17 protein-coding genes are annotated in these 19,877 nt (G+C 57.8%); 11 read left to right on the forward strand and 6 right to left on the reverse strand.

Annotation, left to right across the window (positions count from 1 at the left end):
- Positions 1-17: 17 nt before the first annotated feature.
- Positions 18-407, forward strand: a complete 390-nt coding sequence (locus tag Absy_RS05065) for a hypothetical protein (RefSeq protein WP_048853652.1) — start codon at positions 18-20, stop codon at positions 405-407.
- 24 nt (positions 408-431) lie between these two features.
- Here Absy_RS05065 and Absy_RS05070 read toward each other — a convergent pair whose 3' ends face one another.
- The 3 genes from Absy_RS05070 to Absy_RS05080 form a co-directional block, all read right to left on the reverse strand.
- Entirely contained in the window at positions 432-947 is a 516-nt protein-coding gene (locus Absy_RS05070) for a c-type cytochrome (RefSeq protein ID WP_179287787.1), read from the reverse strand.
- 7 nt (positions 948-954) lie between these two features.
- Entirely contained in the window at positions 955-2,205 is a 1,251-nt protein-coding gene (locus Absy_RS05075) for an FAD-dependent oxidoreductase (RefSeq protein WP_048853653.1), read from the reverse strand.
- A gap of 127 nt (positions 2,206-2,332) precedes the next feature.
- On the reverse strand, positions 2,333-2,929 hold the full coding sequence (locus Absy_RS05080; RefSeq protein WP_052945703.1) for a nucleoside 2-deoxyribosyltransferase: 597 nt from the start codon (positions 2,927-2,929) through the stop codon (positions 2,333-2,335).
- 222 nt (positions 2,930-3,151) lie between these two features.
- On the opposite strand from Absy_RS05080, the gene Absy_RS05085 reads away from it, so the two are divergent.
- Positions 3,152-4,744 (forward strand): gamma-glutamyltransferase family protein, encoded by a 1,593-nt coding sequence (locus Absy_RS05085; RefSeq protein WP_048853654.1) that lies wholly within the window; start codon positions 3,152-3,154, stop codon positions 4,742-4,744.
- 586 nt (positions 4,745-5,330) lie between these two features.
- Entirely contained in the window at positions 5,331-6,032 is a 702-nt protein-coding gene (locus Absy_RS05090) for an FkbM family methyltransferase (RefSeq protein WP_245614742.1), read from the forward strand.
- Between the two features lie 60 nt (positions 6,033-6,092).
- Here the strand turns inward: Absy_RS05090 and guaD are convergent, their stop codons facing one another.
- Both guaD and Absy_RS05100 read right to left on the reverse strand, forming a co-directional pair.
- Complete coding sequence (gene guaD, locus Absy_RS05095; RefSeq protein WP_048853655.1) at positions 6,093-7,427, reverse strand: guanine deaminase; 1,335 nt, start codon at positions 7,425-7,427, stop codon at positions 6,093-6,095.
- 23 nt (positions 7,428-7,450) lie between these two features.
- Positions 7,451-8,353 carry a LysR family transcriptional regulator gene (locus Absy_RS05100; protein WP_048853656.1) on the reverse strand — a complete coding sequence of 301 codons (903 nt, stop codon included), beginning with the start codon at positions 8,351-8,353 and terminating at the stop codon, positions 7,451-7,453.
- 151 nt (positions 8,354-8,504) lie between these two features.
- On the opposite strand from Absy_RS05100, the gene Absy_RS05105 reads away from it, so the two are divergent.
- The 8 genes from Absy_RS05105 to xdhC all read left to right on the forward strand — a co-directional run bounded on the left by Absy_RS05105 (position 8,505) and on the right by xdhC (position 17,997).
- Positions 8,505-9,923 carry an NAD(P)-binding domain-containing protein gene (locus Absy_RS05105; protein ID WP_048853657.1) on the forward strand — a complete coding sequence of 473 codons (1,419 nt, stop codon included), beginning with the start codon at positions 8,505-8,507 and terminating at the stop codon, positions 9,921-9,923.
- 23 nt (positions 9,924-9,946) lie between these two features.
- Positions 9,947-10,843 carry an allantoinase PuuE gene (gene puuE / locus Absy_RS05110; protein ID WP_048853658.1) on the forward strand — a complete coding sequence of 299 codons (897 nt, stop codon included), beginning with the start codon at positions 9,947-9,949 and terminating at the stop codon, positions 10,841-10,843.
- Positions 10,840-11,361 (forward strand): 2-oxo-4-hydroxy-4-carboxy-5-ureidoimidazoline decarboxylase, encoded by a 522-nt coding sequence (uraD, locus tag Absy_RS05115; protein WP_048853659.1) that lies wholly within the window; start codon positions 10,840-10,842, stop codon positions 11,359-11,361. Before puuE ends, uraD begins: the two co-directional genes overlap by 4 nt.
- A complete protein-coding gene (uraH, locus tag Absy_RS05120) occupies positions 11,358-11,690 on the forward strand; it encodes a hydroxyisourate hydrolase (protein WP_048853660.1) in 333 nt (110 codons plus the stop codon). Before uraD ends, uraH begins: the two co-directional genes overlap by 4 nt.
- A gap of 3 nt (positions 11,691-11,693) precedes the next feature.
- The gene (locus Absy_RS05125; RefSeq protein ID WP_048853661.1) at positions 11,694-13,154 is read left to right on the forward strand and encodes a nucleobase:cation symporter-2 family protein; all 1,461 of its coding nucleotides are present in this window, start codon (positions 11,694-11,696) and stop codon (positions 13,152-13,154) included.
- A 62-nt stretch (positions 13,155-13,216) separates the two neighbouring features.
- On the forward strand, positions 13,217-14,722 hold the full coding sequence (gene xdhA, locus Absy_RS05130; RefSeq protein WP_048853662.1) for a xanthine dehydrogenase small subunit: 1,506 nt from the start codon (positions 13,217-13,219) through the stop codon (positions 14,720-14,722).
- Complete coding sequence (gene xdhB, locus Absy_RS05135) at positions 14,715-17,135, forward strand: xanthine dehydrogenase molybdopterin binding subunit (RefSeq protein ID WP_084596906.1); 2,421 nt, start codon at positions 14,715-14,717, stop codon at positions 17,133-17,135. Before xdhA ends, xdhB begins: the two co-directional genes overlap by 8 nt.
- The gene (gene xdhC / locus Absy_RS05140) at positions 17,122-17,997 is read left to right on the forward strand and encodes a xanthine dehydrogenase accessory protein XdhC (RefSeq protein ID WP_048853663.1); all 876 of its coding nucleotides are present in this window, start codon (positions 17,122-17,124) and stop codon (positions 17,995-17,997) included. The genes xdhB and xdhC overlap by 14 nt, the downstream gene beginning before the upstream one ends.
- Here xdhC and Absy_RS05145 read toward each other — a convergent pair.
- Positions 17,954-19,828, reverse strand: coding sequence for a CocE/NonD family hydrolase (locus tag Absy_RS05145; RefSeq protein WP_048853664.1), 1,875 nt, complete (start codon positions 19,826-19,828; stop codon positions 17,954-17,956). The genes xdhC and Absy_RS05145 overlap by 44 nt on opposite strands.
- Positions 19,829-19,877 lie beyond the last annotated feature (49 nt).

Below are 19,877 nucleotides of genomic sequence, written 5' to 3' on the forward strand. Positions count from 1 at the left end.
GGGATTAGAAGCAGGACATGATTATTCAGGGTTATAATTTTTTTTGCGATCTGCCGGAGGATGCGCGCTACGTGCGCAGCCCCCAGCCCGATGAACGCTTTATTGAAGAAAATATGGTGTTCATTCTGCCAGACAGGCTGCGCAAGTTCCGCAGGCATCTGTGGCATGTGCGCCGTAACCCCGGACCTGTGCATGTTTATGTGCCGTTGTTCAGGGTTAATACGGTTCTGGCATCGGAGCCGCTACCGGGTGGGTATGGTCCACCGCAGAACGTGTACCCATTTTATACCCACACCACCCGCAGGCGCGGGCGGGCGCTGGATTATTATGTGCTGTTTATTTTTAGGGACAAAGATTCCTTCGTCCGCTGCCAAAGTGCCGTGGAACTGGCTGGCCCGCAGGAATAATGCTGCGGGCCAGTGTTATACCCCTCAGGGTTTGCTGGCTGGGGCAGCCGCAAGCGCTTGTGGCGCGGGAATACGGATTTTGGCCTGCCGGGCCTCTTCCATGGGGAGGGGAGTATTGCTGGTGGCGGTTACACCGTTGTGGTGCAGCACAAAGGCTACAAGCGCTGCCGTGTCCTGCGGGGGCAGGGTGCCGGGGGCCATAAGGGGCATGGCGTGGGTAATGTACCCTGCCAGCCGGTCCAGCGGCGTGTTGGCCCAGCGCGCCATGAAGTAATTGCCCAGATCTGGCACATCGTGCCCGCCTTCAAGGTCAGCACCGTGGCACATGGCACAGGCCCCGGCGTAAATTTGCGCGCCGTGGGTGACCTGCTCTGCCGAAAACGTGACAGACGGCCCATTATTCCCCCGATTGCTGGCATGGGTGGCAGTGTATGGCGCTGCCCATGCCGCACTGGCTGGGGCAAGGCCCGCCAGTGTGCAGACCATAAGGGCTGTGGCCGCACGCAGGTGCGGGAGGGGGGAGAGGAAAAACGTCATCATACCGCCCTTACCCGTTACGTGGCTGAAAGCGGGCAAAAAGATCCCCAATAATGGCAATGGCTTTTTCCGCCTCCGCACGGTCGGGATGTTCAAAGCTGTTGCCCACGCCATCCATTTCTCCCAGTCCGTTCATGTCATAGCCCTGAATCATTACGCCATCGGATTTGGAGATCATGGCTGCACCCCGGTATTCCACCGCGTATAGGGCATCAGGCTGGGGAGGGAGCCAGCTTGTCTGGCCCCGGACGGGAATAAGGGATTTATCATTCCACAGGTCACGTGCCGCATAACCGGGGCAGTTGATAACCACCCGCTCCGGCAGGTCCGCCAGATCGGATGGGCTATGGAACTCGCGGATAACAATACGCCCCCCCGCCTGATAGAATTCCGAGAGCAGCAGATGACCATAAGCGCCAAAATTATAAATCATCAGCGGGGTACGCCGGGCATATGCCACGGGGAAGGGGTTATCCGCCCCGGCCAGCAGTTCCGCTGCTGGAATAATGTCGCTGATCTGGCTAGCGTATATTGCAAACTCGGCACTATTTTGGGGGGCACCCGTTGTTGCAAATGAGCCTTTGGCCGGGTCCACCTGTTCTGGTGCGTGGTCGGCGGCGTCCAGTGGCGTATCGGATAAGGTGTAGTTATCCCTGAAGTCGATCGGGTTGCCCGGCAGGCCCAGATAGTCGCGGTAAGTCTGCCAGGAGTAACGGGCCATCTGCTCCCATGTTTTGGCAAACCCCGGTCCGGCCTGCTGGGTGAGCGCAATGCGGGAATCCGGAGTCCAGCTTCCGTTGGCGCGCACGGAACGGGTGTGGGGGAGCAGATCGCGGGTGTAAATGGTGACGTCAAATCCGGCGCGCTGTGCGGTCAGGGCGGAGGTCAGGCCAATAATGCCACAACCAATAACTGCCACCTTGCGTTCCAGCGTTGCTGCTGCGTGCCCAACAGCCATATGCGCCGACCCCCAGGAGAGCGACCACCCACTGCCGCCATGGCCGTAATTGTGCACAACGGTTTTGCCCGCCACATGCTCCACTTCCAGCCGGGGGCCAGCAGGGCGGAAGGGCCGTAAACAGACCTTGATGTCCGTAATCTGGTCTGCATGGGCCCGAATGGGAACAAGGCGGGGAATGGTGCCATGCAGGGCCGTGCGTCCAAGGGCTGCGGAGGCTTCGGGCACGGATGCCCAGCCACGGCGCGTAGCGCCCACGATCCCGGCTGCCAGAGAGGCCGCAAACAGGTCTCTACGTTTCAAGCTGCGTATTCCTAATTGTGTTTCAACTGGCGGATAAGCCCCATAGCATAGGGGAGTTTGGGATGCACGCGCTACCCCTATGGGCAAAACGTTCAAAACCGCTCCGATCGTGTGGGAGGAGGCGGGTTTAAGCCTTTTTGGGGGCCAGCAGATGTTCCGCCGCTGCGGTAATGGCCGCATGAGCGGAGGAAAAAATTGTACCAGAACCGTAAAGAACTGTTGCAATCATCAGGTTAACCGGCAGGCCAAACTCTTCCACCACAAGCCCGTGCTCATCAACCCATGTCGGGCGGTGGTCCACGGTTATGCGCGTCAGTGTTCCACCGCAGTCTTTGACCCGGTCGCGGTATGGGGCCGTGGGTGCATTTGTGCAGACATAGCCAAATATGGGCAGGCCGCGTGCGTGGGCATAGCCAATTTCAAAGGCGGTGCCGTCATCTACATTGGGGCCGCGGAAAGGGGACAGGTTGGCAATAACTGCCTGACTGCGCGCAATCAGGTCCATGTTGGCGTGGGCAATGGCGGCGGCAAAAGCCTGTGGGGTGGCGTATGCCTGCGGGTCCAGCTGGGTATCCAGGGGGTAAAGCCCGTTCAGCCCTGCAAGTGCGCAGTCAGTCACCAGATGCGCACCATGCTCCCGGCCATTCTGGCGGAACACGTCTGGGCCAGCCAGATAAACGGCAGGGCCTTGTACTGCGTGCTGGTCGGTCGAGGGGAGGGGCATGGGGGGCTCATATAATCAGGTGGGAGCAGTTCTGAGAGTAGGGTTGGCAGATTTCAGGTCGGTTGTCAGGTGGTCGCCATGTGGCGGAGCGGAATTGTTTTTTGCCACCTCTCGGTCTTTGGCAATGGGGTGGTGCTTTTTTTGCTTATGGGGGATCAGGCAAAAGCGCGGTATCGTTGGAGCATAGACAAGGCCAGATGACAAACCGGAGCCGCCCAGACCATGCTGCACAGTTTTCAGTCCACCCGTGGGATGGTGACATCCCCGCATCATCTGGCCAGCCAGAGTGGTTTGGCCATTTTAAAAAAAGGCGGCACAGCGCTGGAAGCCGTTACCGCTATGGCTGCCACGCTGTGTGCGGTTTATCCCCACATGACCGGCATGGGGGGGGATGCATTCTGGCTTGTTTCATACCCCGATGGGCGAACGGAAGTGCTGGAAGCCTGTGGGGCTGCGGCGCTGCACGCCAGTGCGCACGACTATACGCAGGCCGGGCACAAAAGTGTGCCGTGGCGTGGTGGCTGGGCTGCCAATACCATGGCGGGTGCGGTTTCGGGCTGGCAGGCTGCCTTGCAGCGCAGCGCCACCTTACAACCCGGTTTGCCACTGGAAGCCGTGTTGGAAGATGCCATATGGTATGCCCGGAATGGTTACGCACTGACCCGGAGTGAAGCCTCCCTGCTGGCAGAAAAACAGGCAGAGCTGTTGGGTAATGCCGACTTTGCCGCCGCTTATGCACCACACGGAGTGTTGCCCTGTGCCGGGGATATTCGCAAAAACCCGGCACTGGCCGAAACCTTGCAAAGTCTGGTGCGGCATGGGCTGGACAGTTTTTATGCAGGCGAGGTCGGGCGCAAACTTGTGGCGGACCTCAGCCGCGCGGGTAGTCCGCTCCGTGCGGAGGATTTTGCCCACCATACGGTTGCAACGCCTGCGGCACTGCATGTGCGTGCGGGTGGGGCAACGGTGTACAATACGCCCCCACCCACACAGGGTGTTGCCTCTCTGGCTATTCTCAAACTGTTTGAACAGCTCAATGTGCAGGAGGTGGATGGCTTTGCCTATGTTCATGCTCTGGTGGAAGCGACCAAACACGCTTTTCTCTTCCGTAATGCACATGTGGGTGACCCCCGTTGGATGACGGAAGATGCACAGGCCTTTTTGGATGATGATGTCCGCTTTCATGCCATGGCTGCACAAATAGATCCGCACCGTGCCATGCCGTGGCCTGCCCCATCCCAGATGGGGGATACCACATGGATGGGAGCCGTGGATTCTGCTGGTGTGGCGGTCAGTATGATCCAGAGCCTGTATTTTGAATTCGGGTCTGGCGTGTTTTTACCCCAGACAGGGGTGCTGTGGCAGAACCGGGGGGCCTCCTTCCAATTGGAGGAAGGGGCGTGGAACGCCTTTGTGCCCGGCCGCAAGCCTTTCCATACCCTTAACCCCGCCCTTGCCCGTTTTGATGATGGGCGGGTCATGGTTTACGGCACCATGGGGGGGGAAGGGCAGCCGCAAACGCAGGCGGCCGTGTTTACACGGTATGCCCTGTTTGGCGTGCCCGTGCAGCAGGCCGTAACCGCCCCCCGCTGGCTGCTGGGGCGAACATGGGGGAGCAACAGCCATTCGCTCAAGCTGGAAAGCCGGTTTGATGCAGGCGTTATGGCGCGGCTGGAGCAGGCCGGGCATGAGGTGGAGCGCGTAGCCCCCTTTACCAGCATGATGGGCCATGCAGGTGCAGTAGTACGCCACGCCAATGGCCTGTTTGAAGGCGCGGCAGACCCACGGAGCGATGGATGTGTGGCGGCGTTTTGATGCCGCGGCGCACAAAGGTTCTGAATGGAGCAGCGGAGTGGACCTGCGTAAGACATTTGCAGGAGTAATGACGGCCTTATGCACAGGCCCGAACATTGTGTTGGAAGTGTTATTATCGCAAATTGGCAATTAATAGAAATTTTAGAATTATTATTATAAATCATTGCGTTATGTTTATTTATGGCAGTGCACGCTGGCATGTGCTATCATGCCAGCGTGCTTGGCAGCACGTTTGAAACAAGGCGGTCCCTATGTCGGGTGGCCTGCCGAATATAATACCCGGACCTATGGTTCAGCGGTGAACAGAGATTCCTGTTTGCTGTTCTGGAAATAGGCAGGGCGTGAGTTCACCTTGTTTCACACGCTGCCAACCGCCCGACGCCAGGAGGTGTCGGCTGATCAAACACGTCCTTGGCAGGACGATGAAACATGGTGAATAATGATGCTTCAAAATGTGGCGAAACCACCACCTCTGGTTGTGCCAATTAAGGAACAAAACGTAAACGAACAACCATTTGGCACCTACCCCCCAACCAGAATACAGCAATGGATACGCAAGGTATTTTTTGGCACACCCTTTGGATATATGAGCCTTCGACGCCCCTTTATCGAGCGGTTCAAGCGGGACTGCAAAGGTCCTGTTGATTCATATCTGTTTGGGTTCAGGGTCCGGTTTTACCCCAAGGATAATCAGACGGATGCCAAGTCAGCCGTCTGTGGCACGTGTTACAATGCCAAAGAGTGGCGCTGGGTCGCCAAATATCTGCCTGTTGGTGGCGTTTTTGTGGATATTGGTGCCAACATGGGCTTCTTTTCCCTGTTTTCGGCCACCAGAAAAGCCAGACTTGTCGCTATTGAACCACAGCCCGCTTTGTTCAAACGTCTTTCAGCCAACTTGGCATTTAACAACATTGAAGCATATCTGGTGGAGGCGGCCGTAGGGGAGAAGGAGGAAAACGGCACCTTGGTACAAACCAATCTGGATTATGGCAGTGGCAGAATGGGGCAGGGGGAAGGTGAGACGGTCAGTATCAGGCCATTACTGGATATTCTGGCTGATGCTGGTGTGAAGCACATTGATATGTTGAAAATTGATATAGAAGGATATGAGGATCGGGCGTTGCTGCCTTTTCTGGATAAGGCGCACGAAAGCTTGTTACCCGGATATATTATCATGGAGTATTCCGAGCGCGATTGTTGGCATTCAGACCTTATGGGCAGGCTGAAACAGGCTGGTTACAGTAAAAAAGCCCGTAGTCGCGGCAATATTCTGTTATCACGCAAATAGCAAAGCACGCAGGTAAACTGGCAGGGCAGGAGGCGCGTGCCTCCTGCCTGTATGAAAAATTTATGCAGGATCAACATTTTTTTCATATGCCATTTTACCATTGACCCATGTTGCACGGATGGCTCGGTCATCGCCTAGCACCATCAGGGTAAACAGGCGTTCGCTCAGGCTGGTGCAGCGTGCGTTACGCTGGGCCATAAGTGGTGTGGCATTGGGGTCCATTACACACAGGTCGGCCTCCATGCCCGGTGCAATATGGCCGATCTGGTCGTGCAGATGCAGGGCGCGCGCAGCCCCCGCTGTTGCCAGCCAGAGTGCCTGCGCGGCAGAAAGGCGCGTATCCCCCGCCATCAGAGACACCTTGTAGGCTTCCCCCATTGTGGCCAGCAGCGAGAGCGATGTGCCTGCTCCAATATCTGTCCCCAGTGCAACATGCACAGGGCGGTCGGGGTTGAGCGCATCAAATAGGCGGAAGGCCCCACTCCCGAGGAACAGGTTGGATGTGGGGCAGTGGGCGAGTGTGCAGCCGGAGTGGTGGCAATGCGCAAAGTCGTGCTCGCTCATGTGGATGGCATGGCCAAATATGGCGCGCGGCCCGTCCAGCCCGGCTTTTGCGTACACATCCAGGTAGGATGTATTGTTGGGGAACAGGCTGCGCACGGCTGCCATTTCGTCCAGATTTTCAGCCAGATGGGTCTGCATGAACAGGCCGGGCGTGCCGTGCAGCAGATCGCCTGCCAGTTCAAGCTGTTCTGGCGTGCTGGTTATGGCAAAGCGGGGAGTAACCGCATAAAGCTGGCGCTCCCTGCCATGCCAGCGTTTGATCAGGGCGGCAGACTGGTCGTACCCGCTTTGGGCGGTATCTTGCAGATCAGGGGGGCAGTTGCGGTCCATAAGTACCTTGCCCGCAATCATGCGTGTGCCAAGGCGGGCAGATTCTTCAAAAAACGCATCGACCGACTGGGGGTGTACCGTGCAATAGACTGCGGCAGTTGTGGTGCCATTGCGCAGCAGTTCGGCCAAAAACAGGCGTGCAGTCTGGCGGGCCACGTTTATGTTGGCAAATTCCGCCTCGGTAGGAAAAATATACTGCTCCAGCCAGGGCAGGAGCTGCTCCCCCCACGATGCAATGGCCGAAATCTGGGGGTAATGCACATGCGCGTCTATAAAACCGGCGCTAATCAGGCAGTCTTTGTAATGGGTTACGGGTGTATTGTCCCCCAGCAGGCCATGCAGGGCGGAATAAGCACCACAGTGCGTAATGTGCCCATGCTCCATAATAATCAGCCCGTCTTCTTCCAGCACCAGCGCATCTTGTGTTGGCACGTCAAACGGGTTGGCGCAGAAGGTTACGTAGCTGCCGCGGATGGCGCGGCGGTCATGGAGGTCGGGCATGGTATTATGGGGCTTTCCGGCAGTTAGAACTGTTCGGCAAAAAAGTTTTCAATTTCGGTAATAATAAACCGCGCCGCAGTGGAGAGCTGGCGCGAGCGGTCCACGCACAACGCGAGTGTAAGCGGGGGCAGCTTGCGGTTGGTAATGGGGGTAAAGGCAAGCTGGCCTTTCTGCACCTCATCATACGCATCCAGATAACTCAGAATACCAACACCGGCCCCTTCGAGCACCATGGATTTGATCATCTGGATATTGTCCGCTTTGGCCACGGTTGCGACTTTTACCCCTGTTTCCGCTTCCAGCACGCCAATGGGGCGCCATAGGGCCAGTGGCGGGGCAGGGACGATCATCGGGTATTCCGCCGCAAGGCTGAAGCGTGCTTCCTCAAGCCCGGCAATCTCGTGCGAGGGAAGGCAGACAAAGCCGAGGGGAATTTCCTTATGCGTCCGCACACTCAGCTCACGCATGTGGCCGGGGTTGAACATAAGCGCAAAATCCGCATGTCCCTTAACCAGCAGTTCGCCCATATCGTGGCTTTTGCGCACATGCACACTGACCATAATGCCGGGGTGTGTCTGGCGGAGCCGGCCCAGAAGGGTGGGTAAAAACCCTTTGGTCAGCGCATCGGGGATAAGAATATCCGTGGCCCCCTGCCGCAGCCCTTTAAGGTTATCAAGCTGTGTTTGCAGGGCGTTCAGGTCCCGTGACCAGCGACGGCAGGAGGTCAGGAGCAGTTCCCCCGCAGTTGTCAGGCGCAGGCCAGATGGCAGGCGCTCAAAAAGCTGGGTGCCGAGAATTTTTTCCCCCTGCAACACCTGTCGGTCTATGGCGGAGGCGGCAATGTGCAGCTCGTCCGAGGCTTTTCTAATGGAACCATGCTGGGCTACGGCCATAAAATAGCGCAGGAAGCGGGAGAAAACGGGCATCAGCTTTTGCTCTCTTTTTGCGAACGCGTCATGCTGAATTAAGTCATATACAAGAACGATACGTGTGTGAAACAGTAAGTCTGATTTTATTTGGCGCGATCAGGAACCACACAGGATTCCCGATGTGCATAATGTGGACTGATAGACAGGTATGGAACAGCTTAACAGACGCGTCCGGGACGATCTTGCCAAAATCCAGTTTGCTTCGGGTAACTGGTGCATACCCCATACGCACGATGGTAAAAATGTGCTGGATGTTGCCATTATTGGCGGCGGGCAGGGTGGTCTTGCTACGTGTTTTGGGCTGCGTCGGCGCGGCATTACCAACACATGTATTTTTGACATGGCCCCCAAAGGGGCGGAAGGGCCGTGGATTACCTTTGCCCGTATGCTCACCCTGCGTACCCCCAAACATGTTACCGGGCCAGACCTTGGTATTCCCAGCTTAACCCCCCAATCCTGGTACGAAGCCAGATACGGGGTGGAGGCATGGCGCACGCTGGATAAAATATCCCGTCAGGACTGGCAGGACTACCTGGACTGGCTGCGGGATGTGCTGGAACTGCCCGTTAAGAACGAACATCGTCTGGCCGACATTGCATGGGAGGATGGTCTGCTCAGGCTTACATTTGCGGGTGCAGGTGGGGCCGAGCATGTTGTGTGGGCGCGCCGCGTTGTGCTGGCTACAGGGATTGAAGGCGGCGGTGCATGGCATGTGCCGGACTTTGTTACCAAGGTTCTGCCAAAAAGCCGCTATGCCCATACCTGCGAGCAGATTGATTTTGAGGCGCTTCGTGGCAAACGCATTGGGGTGCTTGGAGCGGGTGCTTCCGCGTTTGATAATGCGGCAACCGCACTCGAACACGGTGCCGCCAGCGTGGACCTGTGCCTGCGCCGCAAGCAGATCCCCACCGTTAACCCTTATCGCTGGATGGAAAATGCGGGCTTTCTCAGCTATCTGTCCGATCTGCCAGATCTTTTGCGCTGGCGGTTCATGCACAAGATTTACGACCTGAACCAGCCTCCCCCGCAGGATACGTTCTGGCGTTGCCGCAAGCACCCGAATTTTGCCTATCACCCCGGTACACCGTGGCAGTCCGTGCGGGAGGAAAACGGGGCCGTGGTTGTAACCACCCCACAGGGCGAGATGGTGTTTGACTTCCTGATTATTGGCACCGGGTTTGTAATTGATCTTGCCCAGCGGCCGGAACTGGCGCGTGTGGCCAACCGCATTGCCTTGTGGAAAGACCGGTTTGCCCCTCCGGCGGAGGAGCAGAGCACCCTGCTGGGCAGCCACCCATACCTTAGCCCCGCATTCCAGTTCCAGCCGCTGGACAAGGCTGACCCACTGGCCCCTATGCTTGCGTGTATTTACAACTTTACGTTTTCGGCCATGCCAAGCATGGGGCTTTCCGGTGCATCCATTAGCGGAATGCGCTTTGGGGTGGAAAAACTGACAACCTGCATCGGGCGCAGCCTGTTCGTGCAGGATGGCGCACTGCACCTGCAAAGCCTGCTGGACTATAACGTGGACGAGCTGATCAGCTTTGATCCACCGCAACAGGCCTGAAACAAGCGTAAAACGGGATAACAATGAACCAGACCTACCCGCGTGACATGATTGGTTATGGCGCCACCCCGCCAGAGGCACACTGGCCCGGTGGTGCGCGTATTGCCGTGCAGTTCGTCATTAACTACGAAGAAGGGGCGGAAAACTGCATCCTGCACGGGGATCGCGGGTCTGAGGCTTTTTTGTCCGAGATGGTCGGCACCAGCGCGCTGGTGGGTGCGCGCTGTATGCAAATGGAAAGCCTGTACGAGTATGGGAGCCGCGCCGGGTTCTGGCGGCTGCACCGGCTGTTTGCAAAAGCTGGTCTGCCAGTTACAGTTTTTGGTGTTGCCATGGCTCTGGCCCGCAACCCCGCAGCGGTTGCGGCTATGCAGGCCAGCGGGTGGGAGATTGCAACCCATGGCCTGCGCTGGATTGATTATCAGACGATTCCCGAGGAGGTGGAGCGCGCCCACATGCGCGAGGCCATAGCCCTGCACACACAGGTTACGGGAGCCGCGCCTCTGGGCTGGTATCAGGGCCGTACCAGCCCCAACACGGCCCGTCTGGTGGTAGAGGAAGGCTGCTTTTTATACGATGCGGATTCCTACGCGGATGACCTGCCCTATTACGACCGGCGTTACGGCAAACCACAGTTGATTGTGCCCTATACGCTGGATGTGAATGACATGAAATTTGCCGCCCTCAACGGTTTTACCGAGGGGGAGCAGTTCTACCGCTATCTGCGCGATACTTTTGATATGCTCTACCGTGAAGGCGGGCGTATGATGTCCATTGGCCTGCATTGCCGTCTGGCAGGCAAACCCGCGCGTGCTCTGACCGTGGCCCGCTTTTTGGAGCATGTGCAAAAACATGCGGATGCATGGGTTGCCACCCGGGCCGATATTGCCCGCCACTGGCTGGAGGTGCACCCCGCATGAGCAGAACTCTGGCAGACGTTAATGCCATGTCGGTTACCGACTTTGTGGCCGAGTTTGGTGGGGTTTATGAGCACTCTCCATGGGTTGCGCTCAAAGCCGCCCAGAGCAGGCCATTTGCGGATGTTGATCGGATGTGTGAGGCATTTTCCGCAGCGATGCACAGCGCAGATCCTGCCGAGCAGATAGCCCTTGTGCGGGCCCACCCCGAACTTGGGCACCGCCTTGGTGTTGATCCCGGCCTGACCGAGGCATCCGCGCAGGAGCAGGGCGGGGCGGGGTTAAACCGGCTGACACCGGAGGAATATGCGCATTTCCGTGCATTGAATGATGCCTACCACCAGAAGTTTGGCATGCCGTTTGTCATTTGTGTGCGCAAGGTTGGGGGGCAGGCCAAACAGGTTATTGCTCAAGCCATGGCGCAGCGGCTTGCCAGTACGCCCGAGGCAGAACTGGCCGAAGCCCTGACCCAGATTGACGCAATAGCCGCATTCCGTTTGCACGATAAGGTGATGGTATGAGTTCCCTTTCCACCCACGTTCTCAACACGGTCTCTGGCCGCCCTGCTGCGGGGGTGGTGTTCCGCCTGTTTGGCCCGCAGGGGCTTGTGTTTGCCGGACAGACAGATGCGGATGGTCGCTGCCCGGACCTGCGGGCACTGGAGCTGACGGCTGGAGCATACCGGCTTGAGTTTGAGGTGGCGGCGTATTTTTGCCAGCAGGGCACGCCGCTGGCTGAACCACCTTTTTTGGATGTCGTGCCTATTCATTTTGGTCTTGGCGGCAGCGGGCATGTTCATGTGCCCCTGCTGGTCGCCCCATATGCCTATTCGACCTACAGGGGGAGCTGACGCGTGCAACCAGCCAGCGACAAGCCACACACCGTTCATCCCGTAGATCAGGTTCTTCCGGTCTGGAAGCTCGGGTTCTACGGTCTGCAACATGTGCTTACCTTTTACGCTGCCGCCGTTATTGTGCCGGTTCTGCTGGCAGGCGCCATGGGGCTGCCCCGTGCGGCTCTGGAACATCTGATCGAGGCTGATCTGTTTACCTGCGGTATTGCCTCCTTCATCCAGTCTGCGGGGCTTGGGCGTTATATTGGGGTCAAGCTGCCTTTGTTGCAGGGGGTCACCTTTGTGGCCGTTACACCCATGATTGCCATAGGTGTTGCGGCTGGCGGTGGCGTGCAGGGGTTGCCACAGATTTTTGGCGCGGTGATTGCTGGCGGGGTGTTCACCTTTCTGGCGGCACCGTGGTTTGGCAGGCTGGTCAAGTTTTTTCCACCCGTAGTAACGGGGTCTGTTATTCTGGTCATTGGCCTTGCGTTGTTGCCCGTCGCTGCGAACGATATTGTTAACGGCCATGGCACCGGGGTTATGCAAAATCCGGTTAACATGCGCAATGTGGCCTATGGTCTGGGCACATTGGTCTGTATTTTGTTCATCCAGCGTATGTTCAAGGGGTTTGTTGCCAGTATTGCCGTGTTGTTCGGGCTGGTAGCTGGCACATTAACGGCGTGGTTTTTGGGGGATGCCAGCTTCAGTGGTGTGCTGTCCGCCCCATGGGTTACGGTTGCGCAGCCTTTTTACTTTGGTATGCCCACATTCCATGTGGTGCCGGTGTTGTCCATGCTGGTGGTGATGATCATTACCATGCTGGAGACCACGGGCGATGTGTTTGCGACTGGCTCCATAGTCAAAAAGAACATTACATCCGAAGATATTACGCGGGCGATCAGGGCAGATGGTCTGGCAACCATGATTGGCGGTGTGCTCAACTCCTTCCCCTACACCTGTATTGCCGAGAACGTGGGCCTTGTGCGGCTTACACGTGTAACCAGCCGCTGGGTGGTGGTGGCAGCCGCGTTTATTATGATGGGGCTTGGCTGCCTGCCCAAACTGGCTGCCATTATTGCAAGCGTACCCCTGCCTGTGTTGGGGGGAGCAGCTCTGGCCATGTTTGCCGCAGTGGCTGTGGTGGGGATTCAAACACTGGTTAAGGTGGATTTTGATAACCTGAACAACACGGTTATTGTTGGCACCAGCATTGGTCTGAGTATGCTGGCAACAGCCCAGCCGCATATTGCTGATCATTTTCCAGCATGGATGCAGGTTATTTTTGGCAGCGGTATTACGCTGGGGGCCATGTCTGCCATTCTGCTGCATCTGGTATTCAACTTTGGCAATCTGTGTTCCACGCAGCAACCAGTCGAACAGGATGCGGTAATACTGGAAACCCCGGTCTGGAATGTGGTGAGCACGCAGGGCCAGTCCCCCGTGGTGGGGGGGCAGACCGGGCATACCCAGCCCGAGTAACCCTCCCGTATTCGCATGATCGGTGCCCATTCAGCACAAAAACGTAAGCCCGGAGGGCATGTATGCGCCAGCACATCCGCTTTTATGTGGGAGATACGCTCCACCGTCTGTCTGACCTGCCGCCAGACTTAACCCTGTTGGACTGGCTGCGCGAGCAGCAGGGCCGCACAGGGACCAAGGAAGGCTGTAACGAAGGCGATTGCGGAGCCTGCACGGTTCTGGTCGGTCGGCTGGAGCAGGGGCGTGTGGTCTGGTGTGCGGTTAATGCCTGTATCCAGCTTGTCTGGATGCTGGATGGTGCGCAGCTTTTAACCGTGGAGGACCTGCGCGGGGCCAATGGCCAGTTGCACCCGGTGCAGCAGGCCATGGTGGACGAACATGGCTCGCAATGTGGGTTCTGCACGCCGGGGTTTGTTATGTCCATGGTTGCGTTGTCCACCCAGGTGGATCTTGCCGCTCTGGAGGGTACGCTGGATGAGGAGCGCATTATAAACGAGGCTCTGGCAGGTAATCTGTGCCGCTGCACGGGTTATGCTCCCATTGTCCGCGCAATGAAGAAAGCCGCTACCTATTGTGCCAGTAATGGCGAGCCCATTCACGCACGGATGCAGGAGTTCATAACCCGCCTGCATCATTTGCAGGATGGAGCAACGGTGGAACTGCGTAGCCCCGCAGGTCGGGTAACGCTCCCCGCCAGTACGGATGCACTTGCCGCCGCCTATGCACAGGACCCTGCCGCCGTGCTGGTCGCAGGGGGGACGGATGTAGGGCTGTGGATTACCAAAAGGTTGCGCCAGCTCCCCCATATTATCGCCGTAAGGTCCGTGCAGGAACTCCACCAGATTGAAACACGCCCCGATGGAGCGCTGTGGATTGGAGCCGCCGTAACCTATACTCAGGCCATGCCTTTTCTGGTTAGCCATTTACCCGCAGCGGCAGATGCGTTGCGGCGCATTGGCTCCACGCAGGTGCGTAATGCTGCCACAGTATGCGGGAATATTGGAAATGGTTCGCCCATTGGCGATGGTCCGCCCATTTTTATTGCTGCTGGGGCAGAGCTGCATTTGCGCTGCGCACAGGAGCGCCGGGTTATTCCGCTTGAGGCGTTCTTTCTGGCGTATGGCAAGCAGGATATTCGCCCCGGTGAGTTCATAGAGGGCGTGTGTATTCCCCCTCAGGCACCGGGTAGCGTGTGTGGGGTTTACAAGGTGTCCAAACGCTTCGATCAGGATATTTCCGCCGTGCTTGGAGCTTTTAGGCTGGTTATGGCCGAGGATGGCACCATACAAGAGGCCCGCCTGGCTTACGGTGGCATGGCGGGTATTCCCTGCCGTGCCAAAAAGGCCGAGGCAGCCTTGCTGGGGCAAAAAAGAACACAAGCCACCCTGCGTGCCGCGCAGGCTGCGGTAAAGGAGGATTTTACTCCACTATCGGACATGCGTGCCAGTGCATGGTACCGCACAACCGTTGCGGCCAACCTTCTGGCCCGCCTGTTTGACCCCGATGCCCGCCATGCCCCATCCGGTGCCCCCACATTGCAGAACTGGCAGGAGCTTGCACATGGTTGACCCGCACCGCACCGCTGGGCACCAGACGCCCGCTCAGCCGGACCTTGCAGGCACACAGCCCGCCAGTGTGCAACAGGGGGGAGAACCCGCTGTCGTTGGCGGTGCATCCTCTTCCTTGCGGCACGAAAGCGCACATCTGCACGTGGCGGGGGGCGCGCGCTATGTGGATGATATGCCTCTTCCCGCAGGGGCTGTGCATGTTGCCCTTGGCTTGAGCAGCAAAGCCCATGCGCGGATCAAACACATGGGGCTGGACGCGGTTGCCGCTTACCCCGGTGTTATCTGTGTGCTGACCGCCAAAGATATTCCCGGCCACAACCAGATCAGCCCGGTAGGTGCGGGGGATGAGCCGCTGCTGGCTGAGGATGAAGTGTTTTTTTGTGGCCAGCCGCTCTTTGCGGTTGTTGCACAAACACGCCACGCCGCCCGCCACGCCGCCGTACTGGCGCAGGTGGAATACGAGGATTTGCCAGCAGTGCTGACCGTAGAGCAGGCCCGTGCGCAGGGGAGTGCTCTGGTCTGCCGTTCACTGGAAATGACGCGTGGCAACGCGCAGCAGGCTCTGGCGCAGGCACCATGCAAACTGGCAGGCCAGCTGGTTGTGGGCGGGCAGGAGCATTTTTATCTGGAAGGGCAGGCAGCCCTGGCATGGCCGGGGGAAGATGGGGAGATGCGCGTCTGCTCCTCCACCCAGCATCCAACGGAAACCCAGCACATGGTGGCGCATGTTCTGGACTGCCCCAATAACCTTGTAACCGTGGAAGTGCGGCGCATGGGCGGCGGTTTTGGGGGGAAGGAAACACAGGCCAACATAGTCGCCTGCCTGGCAGCCCTTGCCGCCACCCATACTGGCCGCCCCGCCAAACTACGCCTTGACCGGGATGACGATATGCTGGTCACAGGTAAACGCCATGACTTTGTTATCGATTACAGCGTTGGTTTTGATAAGCAGGGTCAGGTTCTGGGGGTGGATATGGAGCTGGCCGCCCGGTGTGGGTGGTCGGCCGATCTGTCTGGCCCGGTGACTGATCGCGCCATGTTCCACGCGGATAACGCCTATTACTACCCAGATGTGCGCCTGCGCTCCATGCCCCTGCGGACCAACACGCAGTCCAATACTGCATTCCGGGGGTTTGGTGGCCCGCAGGGGGCGGCAGCAGCAGAACGGATTATGGAGGAAATAGCCTTTGCAACAGGGCTGGACCCGCTGGATGTCAGGTTGCGCAATGTATATGGCACAACCGAGCGGAATGTAACGCCGTACCATATGACCGTGGAGGATTCCATTGCCGGGGAGGTCATGACCCAACTGGCGGAGGACTGTGATTACCGTAAACGCCGTGAGCAAATAAGGGCCTTTAACAGAACAAGCCCCCATATGCGGCGGGGTATTGCGTTAACGCCTGTCAAGTTTGGTATTTCTTTTACCGCCACACATTTTAATCAGGCGGGGGCATTGGTGCATGTTTACACGGATGGCTCCGTGCAGGTGAACCATGGTGGCACGGAAATGGGGCAGGGGCTGCACACCAAAATGGTGCAGATTGCCATGCGGGAATTCGGATTGCCGCAGGACCGGGTGCGTATTACCGCCACAACCACAGGCAAAGTCCCGAATACGTCCGCAACGGCGGCTTCCAGTGGTGCGGATCTGAACGGCATGGCCGTGCTGGCGGCGGTAAGAACAATCAAGGACCGTCTGGTCGCTTTTGCCGCAACGCACTGGCAGGTTCCCCCAGAGCAGGTGCGCTTTATTGCGGCAGGTGTTGGTGTGGGGGAGGCGCTGGTGCCTTTTGCCACACTGGTCAATGCGGCGTATATGGCGCGTGTTTCCCTGTCCTCCACAGGTTTTTACAAAACTCCCAAAATTTCGTGGGATGCAGCAACCGGGCGTGGGCGACCGTTCTATTACTTTGCTTACGGTGCTGCCTGTGCGGAGGTGGCGGTGGACCTGCTAACAGGGGAAAACCGCATAGAGCGGGTGGATATCCTGCATGATGCGGGGCAGTCCCTTAACCCGGATATTGATATTGGCCAGATTGAGGGAGGCTTTGTGCAGGGAGCTGGCTGGCTGACCATGGAGGAACTCTTCTGGGATGCCGCAGGCCGTTTGCGCACCCATACCCCCAGCACCTACAAAATCCCTGCCTGCTCTGACCGTCCCCGTATTTTTAACGTCAGACTTTTGCAAAATGCTCCCAACAGGGAGGATACGATCTTTCGGTCCAAGGCGGTTGGCGAACCACCTTTTGTGCATGGTCTGGCTGTGCTGCATGGTATTTCTGACGCATTGGCCAGTCTGGATGAGTACCGAACATGCCCGCGGCTGAACGCCCCGGCAACACCCGAACAGATTTTGCGTGTGGCCGAGCGGCTGCGCCAGCATGGCGGGGTAAAGGATGAACAGGCTTAGTCTTAAAGACCTGCTGCACCAATGGTGGCAGACACAGCAGACGCTTGTCGTGGCGCGGGTGACCTTGACCCGGGGGTCCACCCCGCGGGAGCAGGGTGCGTTTATGCTGGTAGGCCAGCACGTGCAGGCCGGTACGGTTGGGGGGGGCGCGCTGGAACTGGCGTGTGAGGAGTATGCCCGTGCCATGCTGGTCTCGGGCGAGCAGGTTTGCGAACAGCAGGTTGTGCTGGGTGGCGCCAACGTCAGCCAGTGTTGCGGTGGACGTGTGGCTGTGCGGCTGGAGGTTCTGACCCCGCCATTATGTCAGGAACTGGAGCGCCAGTTGGCCGTGGAACATGCCGGGCGTCCAAGCCTGTTTTTGTTCGGGGCCGGGCATGTCGGGCGTGCGCTGGCCCGTGCGCTGGCACCTTTGCCGCTCCACCTTGTGTGGGTGGACCCGCGTGCACATGAGTTTGGGCCTGTGCCCGATGGCGTGGATGTGCGTGTGACGGCAGGGTGGGAAAACGTGCTGGAAACCGCACCACAGGGGGCAGGGGTTTTGGTGCTGACGCCCTCGCACACACTGGATGCCCTGATTGTGGAAGCAGCACTCCAGCAGCCCGGTTTGGTTTATGTCGGGCTGATCGGTTCGCTGACCAAACGCTTGCGGTTTGAAAAATCCTTGCGCGAGGTGGGCGTTCTGCCACATCAGCTGGAAAAGCTGATCTGCCCCATAGGGGATCGGGGCGTTCGTGATAAACGCCCCGAGGTGATTGCAGCCCTTGTTGCTGCCGAGGTGGTGGAGAAGCTGCTCCATCCCACCTTACAGGCACATGGTTCTACAGCGCAGGAGGATGGTCCACCCCTTGCGCTACAGGGATAACCGGCAAAATAAGGGCAGAAGGATGTTGGCGGTCATGGAGAATGGTTTGTGTGGCTGCAAGCATCCGCGTGGATTGGCCAAATGCTTCGCCCGTGTTGGGGTTGGGTGCAAACTGCGGATAATCACTGGACGAAATTTCCAGCCGGATACTGTGACCTTTTAAAAACAGGTTGCTGGTTGGCCAGACCTTGATCCGGTATTCATAGACGGCACCGGGCGTAATCAGTTCAGGGGTGGAAAGCGAATTGCGGAAGCGTGCGACCTGAATACCGTTGTTCAGGTTAATGGCTGTGCCATCGGGGGCAACATCCACCAGTTTGGCTGTAAAATCGGTATCTGTGGCGGTGGATGCGGCAAACAGGTCAACTGTAATGGGGCCAGTAATCGCCAGCGGGGCTTCCAGTGGTTTGCTGGTATAAACCAGTATATCGGGCCGTTGTTCAACCTGAGACTGATCATACTGCCCTTGTGGCCCAAAGCTCCATTCGCAGCAGGAATGGCCACCTACGCTGGGCACGGGGTTGTGTGGGTCATAGACAAAACTGTCGGTTTTGGCGCGGGCGTGTTTGTCCTGTGTGTTGGGCGTAAGGCTGCCATCCCCCATAACGGAGGAAGCGCTGCGACCGCTACCCAAATACCATTTCTGGTATTGTGTGCCAGCCAGTGGCCAGGAGCTTGCGGTGTGCCAGCGGTTTTCGCCCATGGTAAAGTAATCCACCTGTGGGCCGGTTTGCACTCCGTTGTTCTGGCCTTTTAAAAAATGGTCAAACCATAGCAGCATCAGTTCGTTAACCGGGCTGTTGGCAACTGGCCCCAGAGCCTTAAGCCGCGGGCTTTCGCTGGAATCCGGTCGGCCCCAGCCAATATGGTCCCACGGACCAATAACAATGCGCTGGTTGGCACGGGCCATGGCGGACCCACCCTGGGTTTGCATGCCATTAAAGTTTTCCAAAGCGCCACTCAGGAAGGAATCATACCATCCGTCAAATGCCAGTACAGGCACCGTTACTTTTGGATAACGGGACTTAATGTCAAACGCCTGCCAGTAAGCATCGGATGTGGGGTGGTTGATGGCATCGTAAAAATACGGAGCAACATTTTTACCGTTGACCGTAAAGGGGGTAAATGTAGCGTATGGGAGTTGCCGCATAAGTGCGGCTGCATTGTGCCCCTGCGCGGCAAGTTCTGCCGCCAGCTTTTTGTCTCCCCGGTTTTCGGCTGCGGAGGAGGCAATATCTTCCATCATCCATGGTTCAATAAAAGCCAGGCGGAAGGCGCCATCCTCATAGGTCCAGCCATCGCCATAATCCGATGCGGTGTTGGAAGGCACAATGGTGGCAAGCGATGGTGGTGTGGCGGTTGCTGCCAGCCATTGCGTTGCTCCCACATAGGAGGAACCATACATGCCTACCTTGCCCGTGGAACCGGGCAGGCGTGCGGCCCATTCTACCGTATCGTATCCATCATTCCGGTCATTGCGATATTCGTAGAAAACACCATCAGATTTCCCCTGCCCACGAATATCCTGCACCACCACAATATAGCAGTGCGATGCAAACCAGCCGGGGGACTGGAAGCGCGAAGGGTCTGTTTGTGCTGCACTCTTTCCGTACTGGGTGCGCATAAGAATGACCGGGACTTTTTCCTGCGTTTTGGGGGTGTACACATCTGCCCGCAGCACAACCCCGTCGCGCATGGTGGCGGCAACATCAGTTTTTTTACTGACCGGGCAGCTCCCGCGCCCCACATTGTCGGGTAATGTGCCCGCATGGGCAGACCCGGCTGTAAGGGCAGTTAGACCGCAACCGAGGAAAAGCAGAAACCGGCGCATGGATACTCTTTCGTTACACGATATCGGTAACGCAATGATTGGCCCTGAA

Origin of the sequence: Acetobacter syzygii (assembly GCF_000964225.1) — a bacterium.
Taxonomy (GTDB): Bacteria; Pseudomonadota; Alphaproteobacteria; order Acetobacterales; family Acetobacteraceae; genus Acetobacter; species Acetobacter syzygii.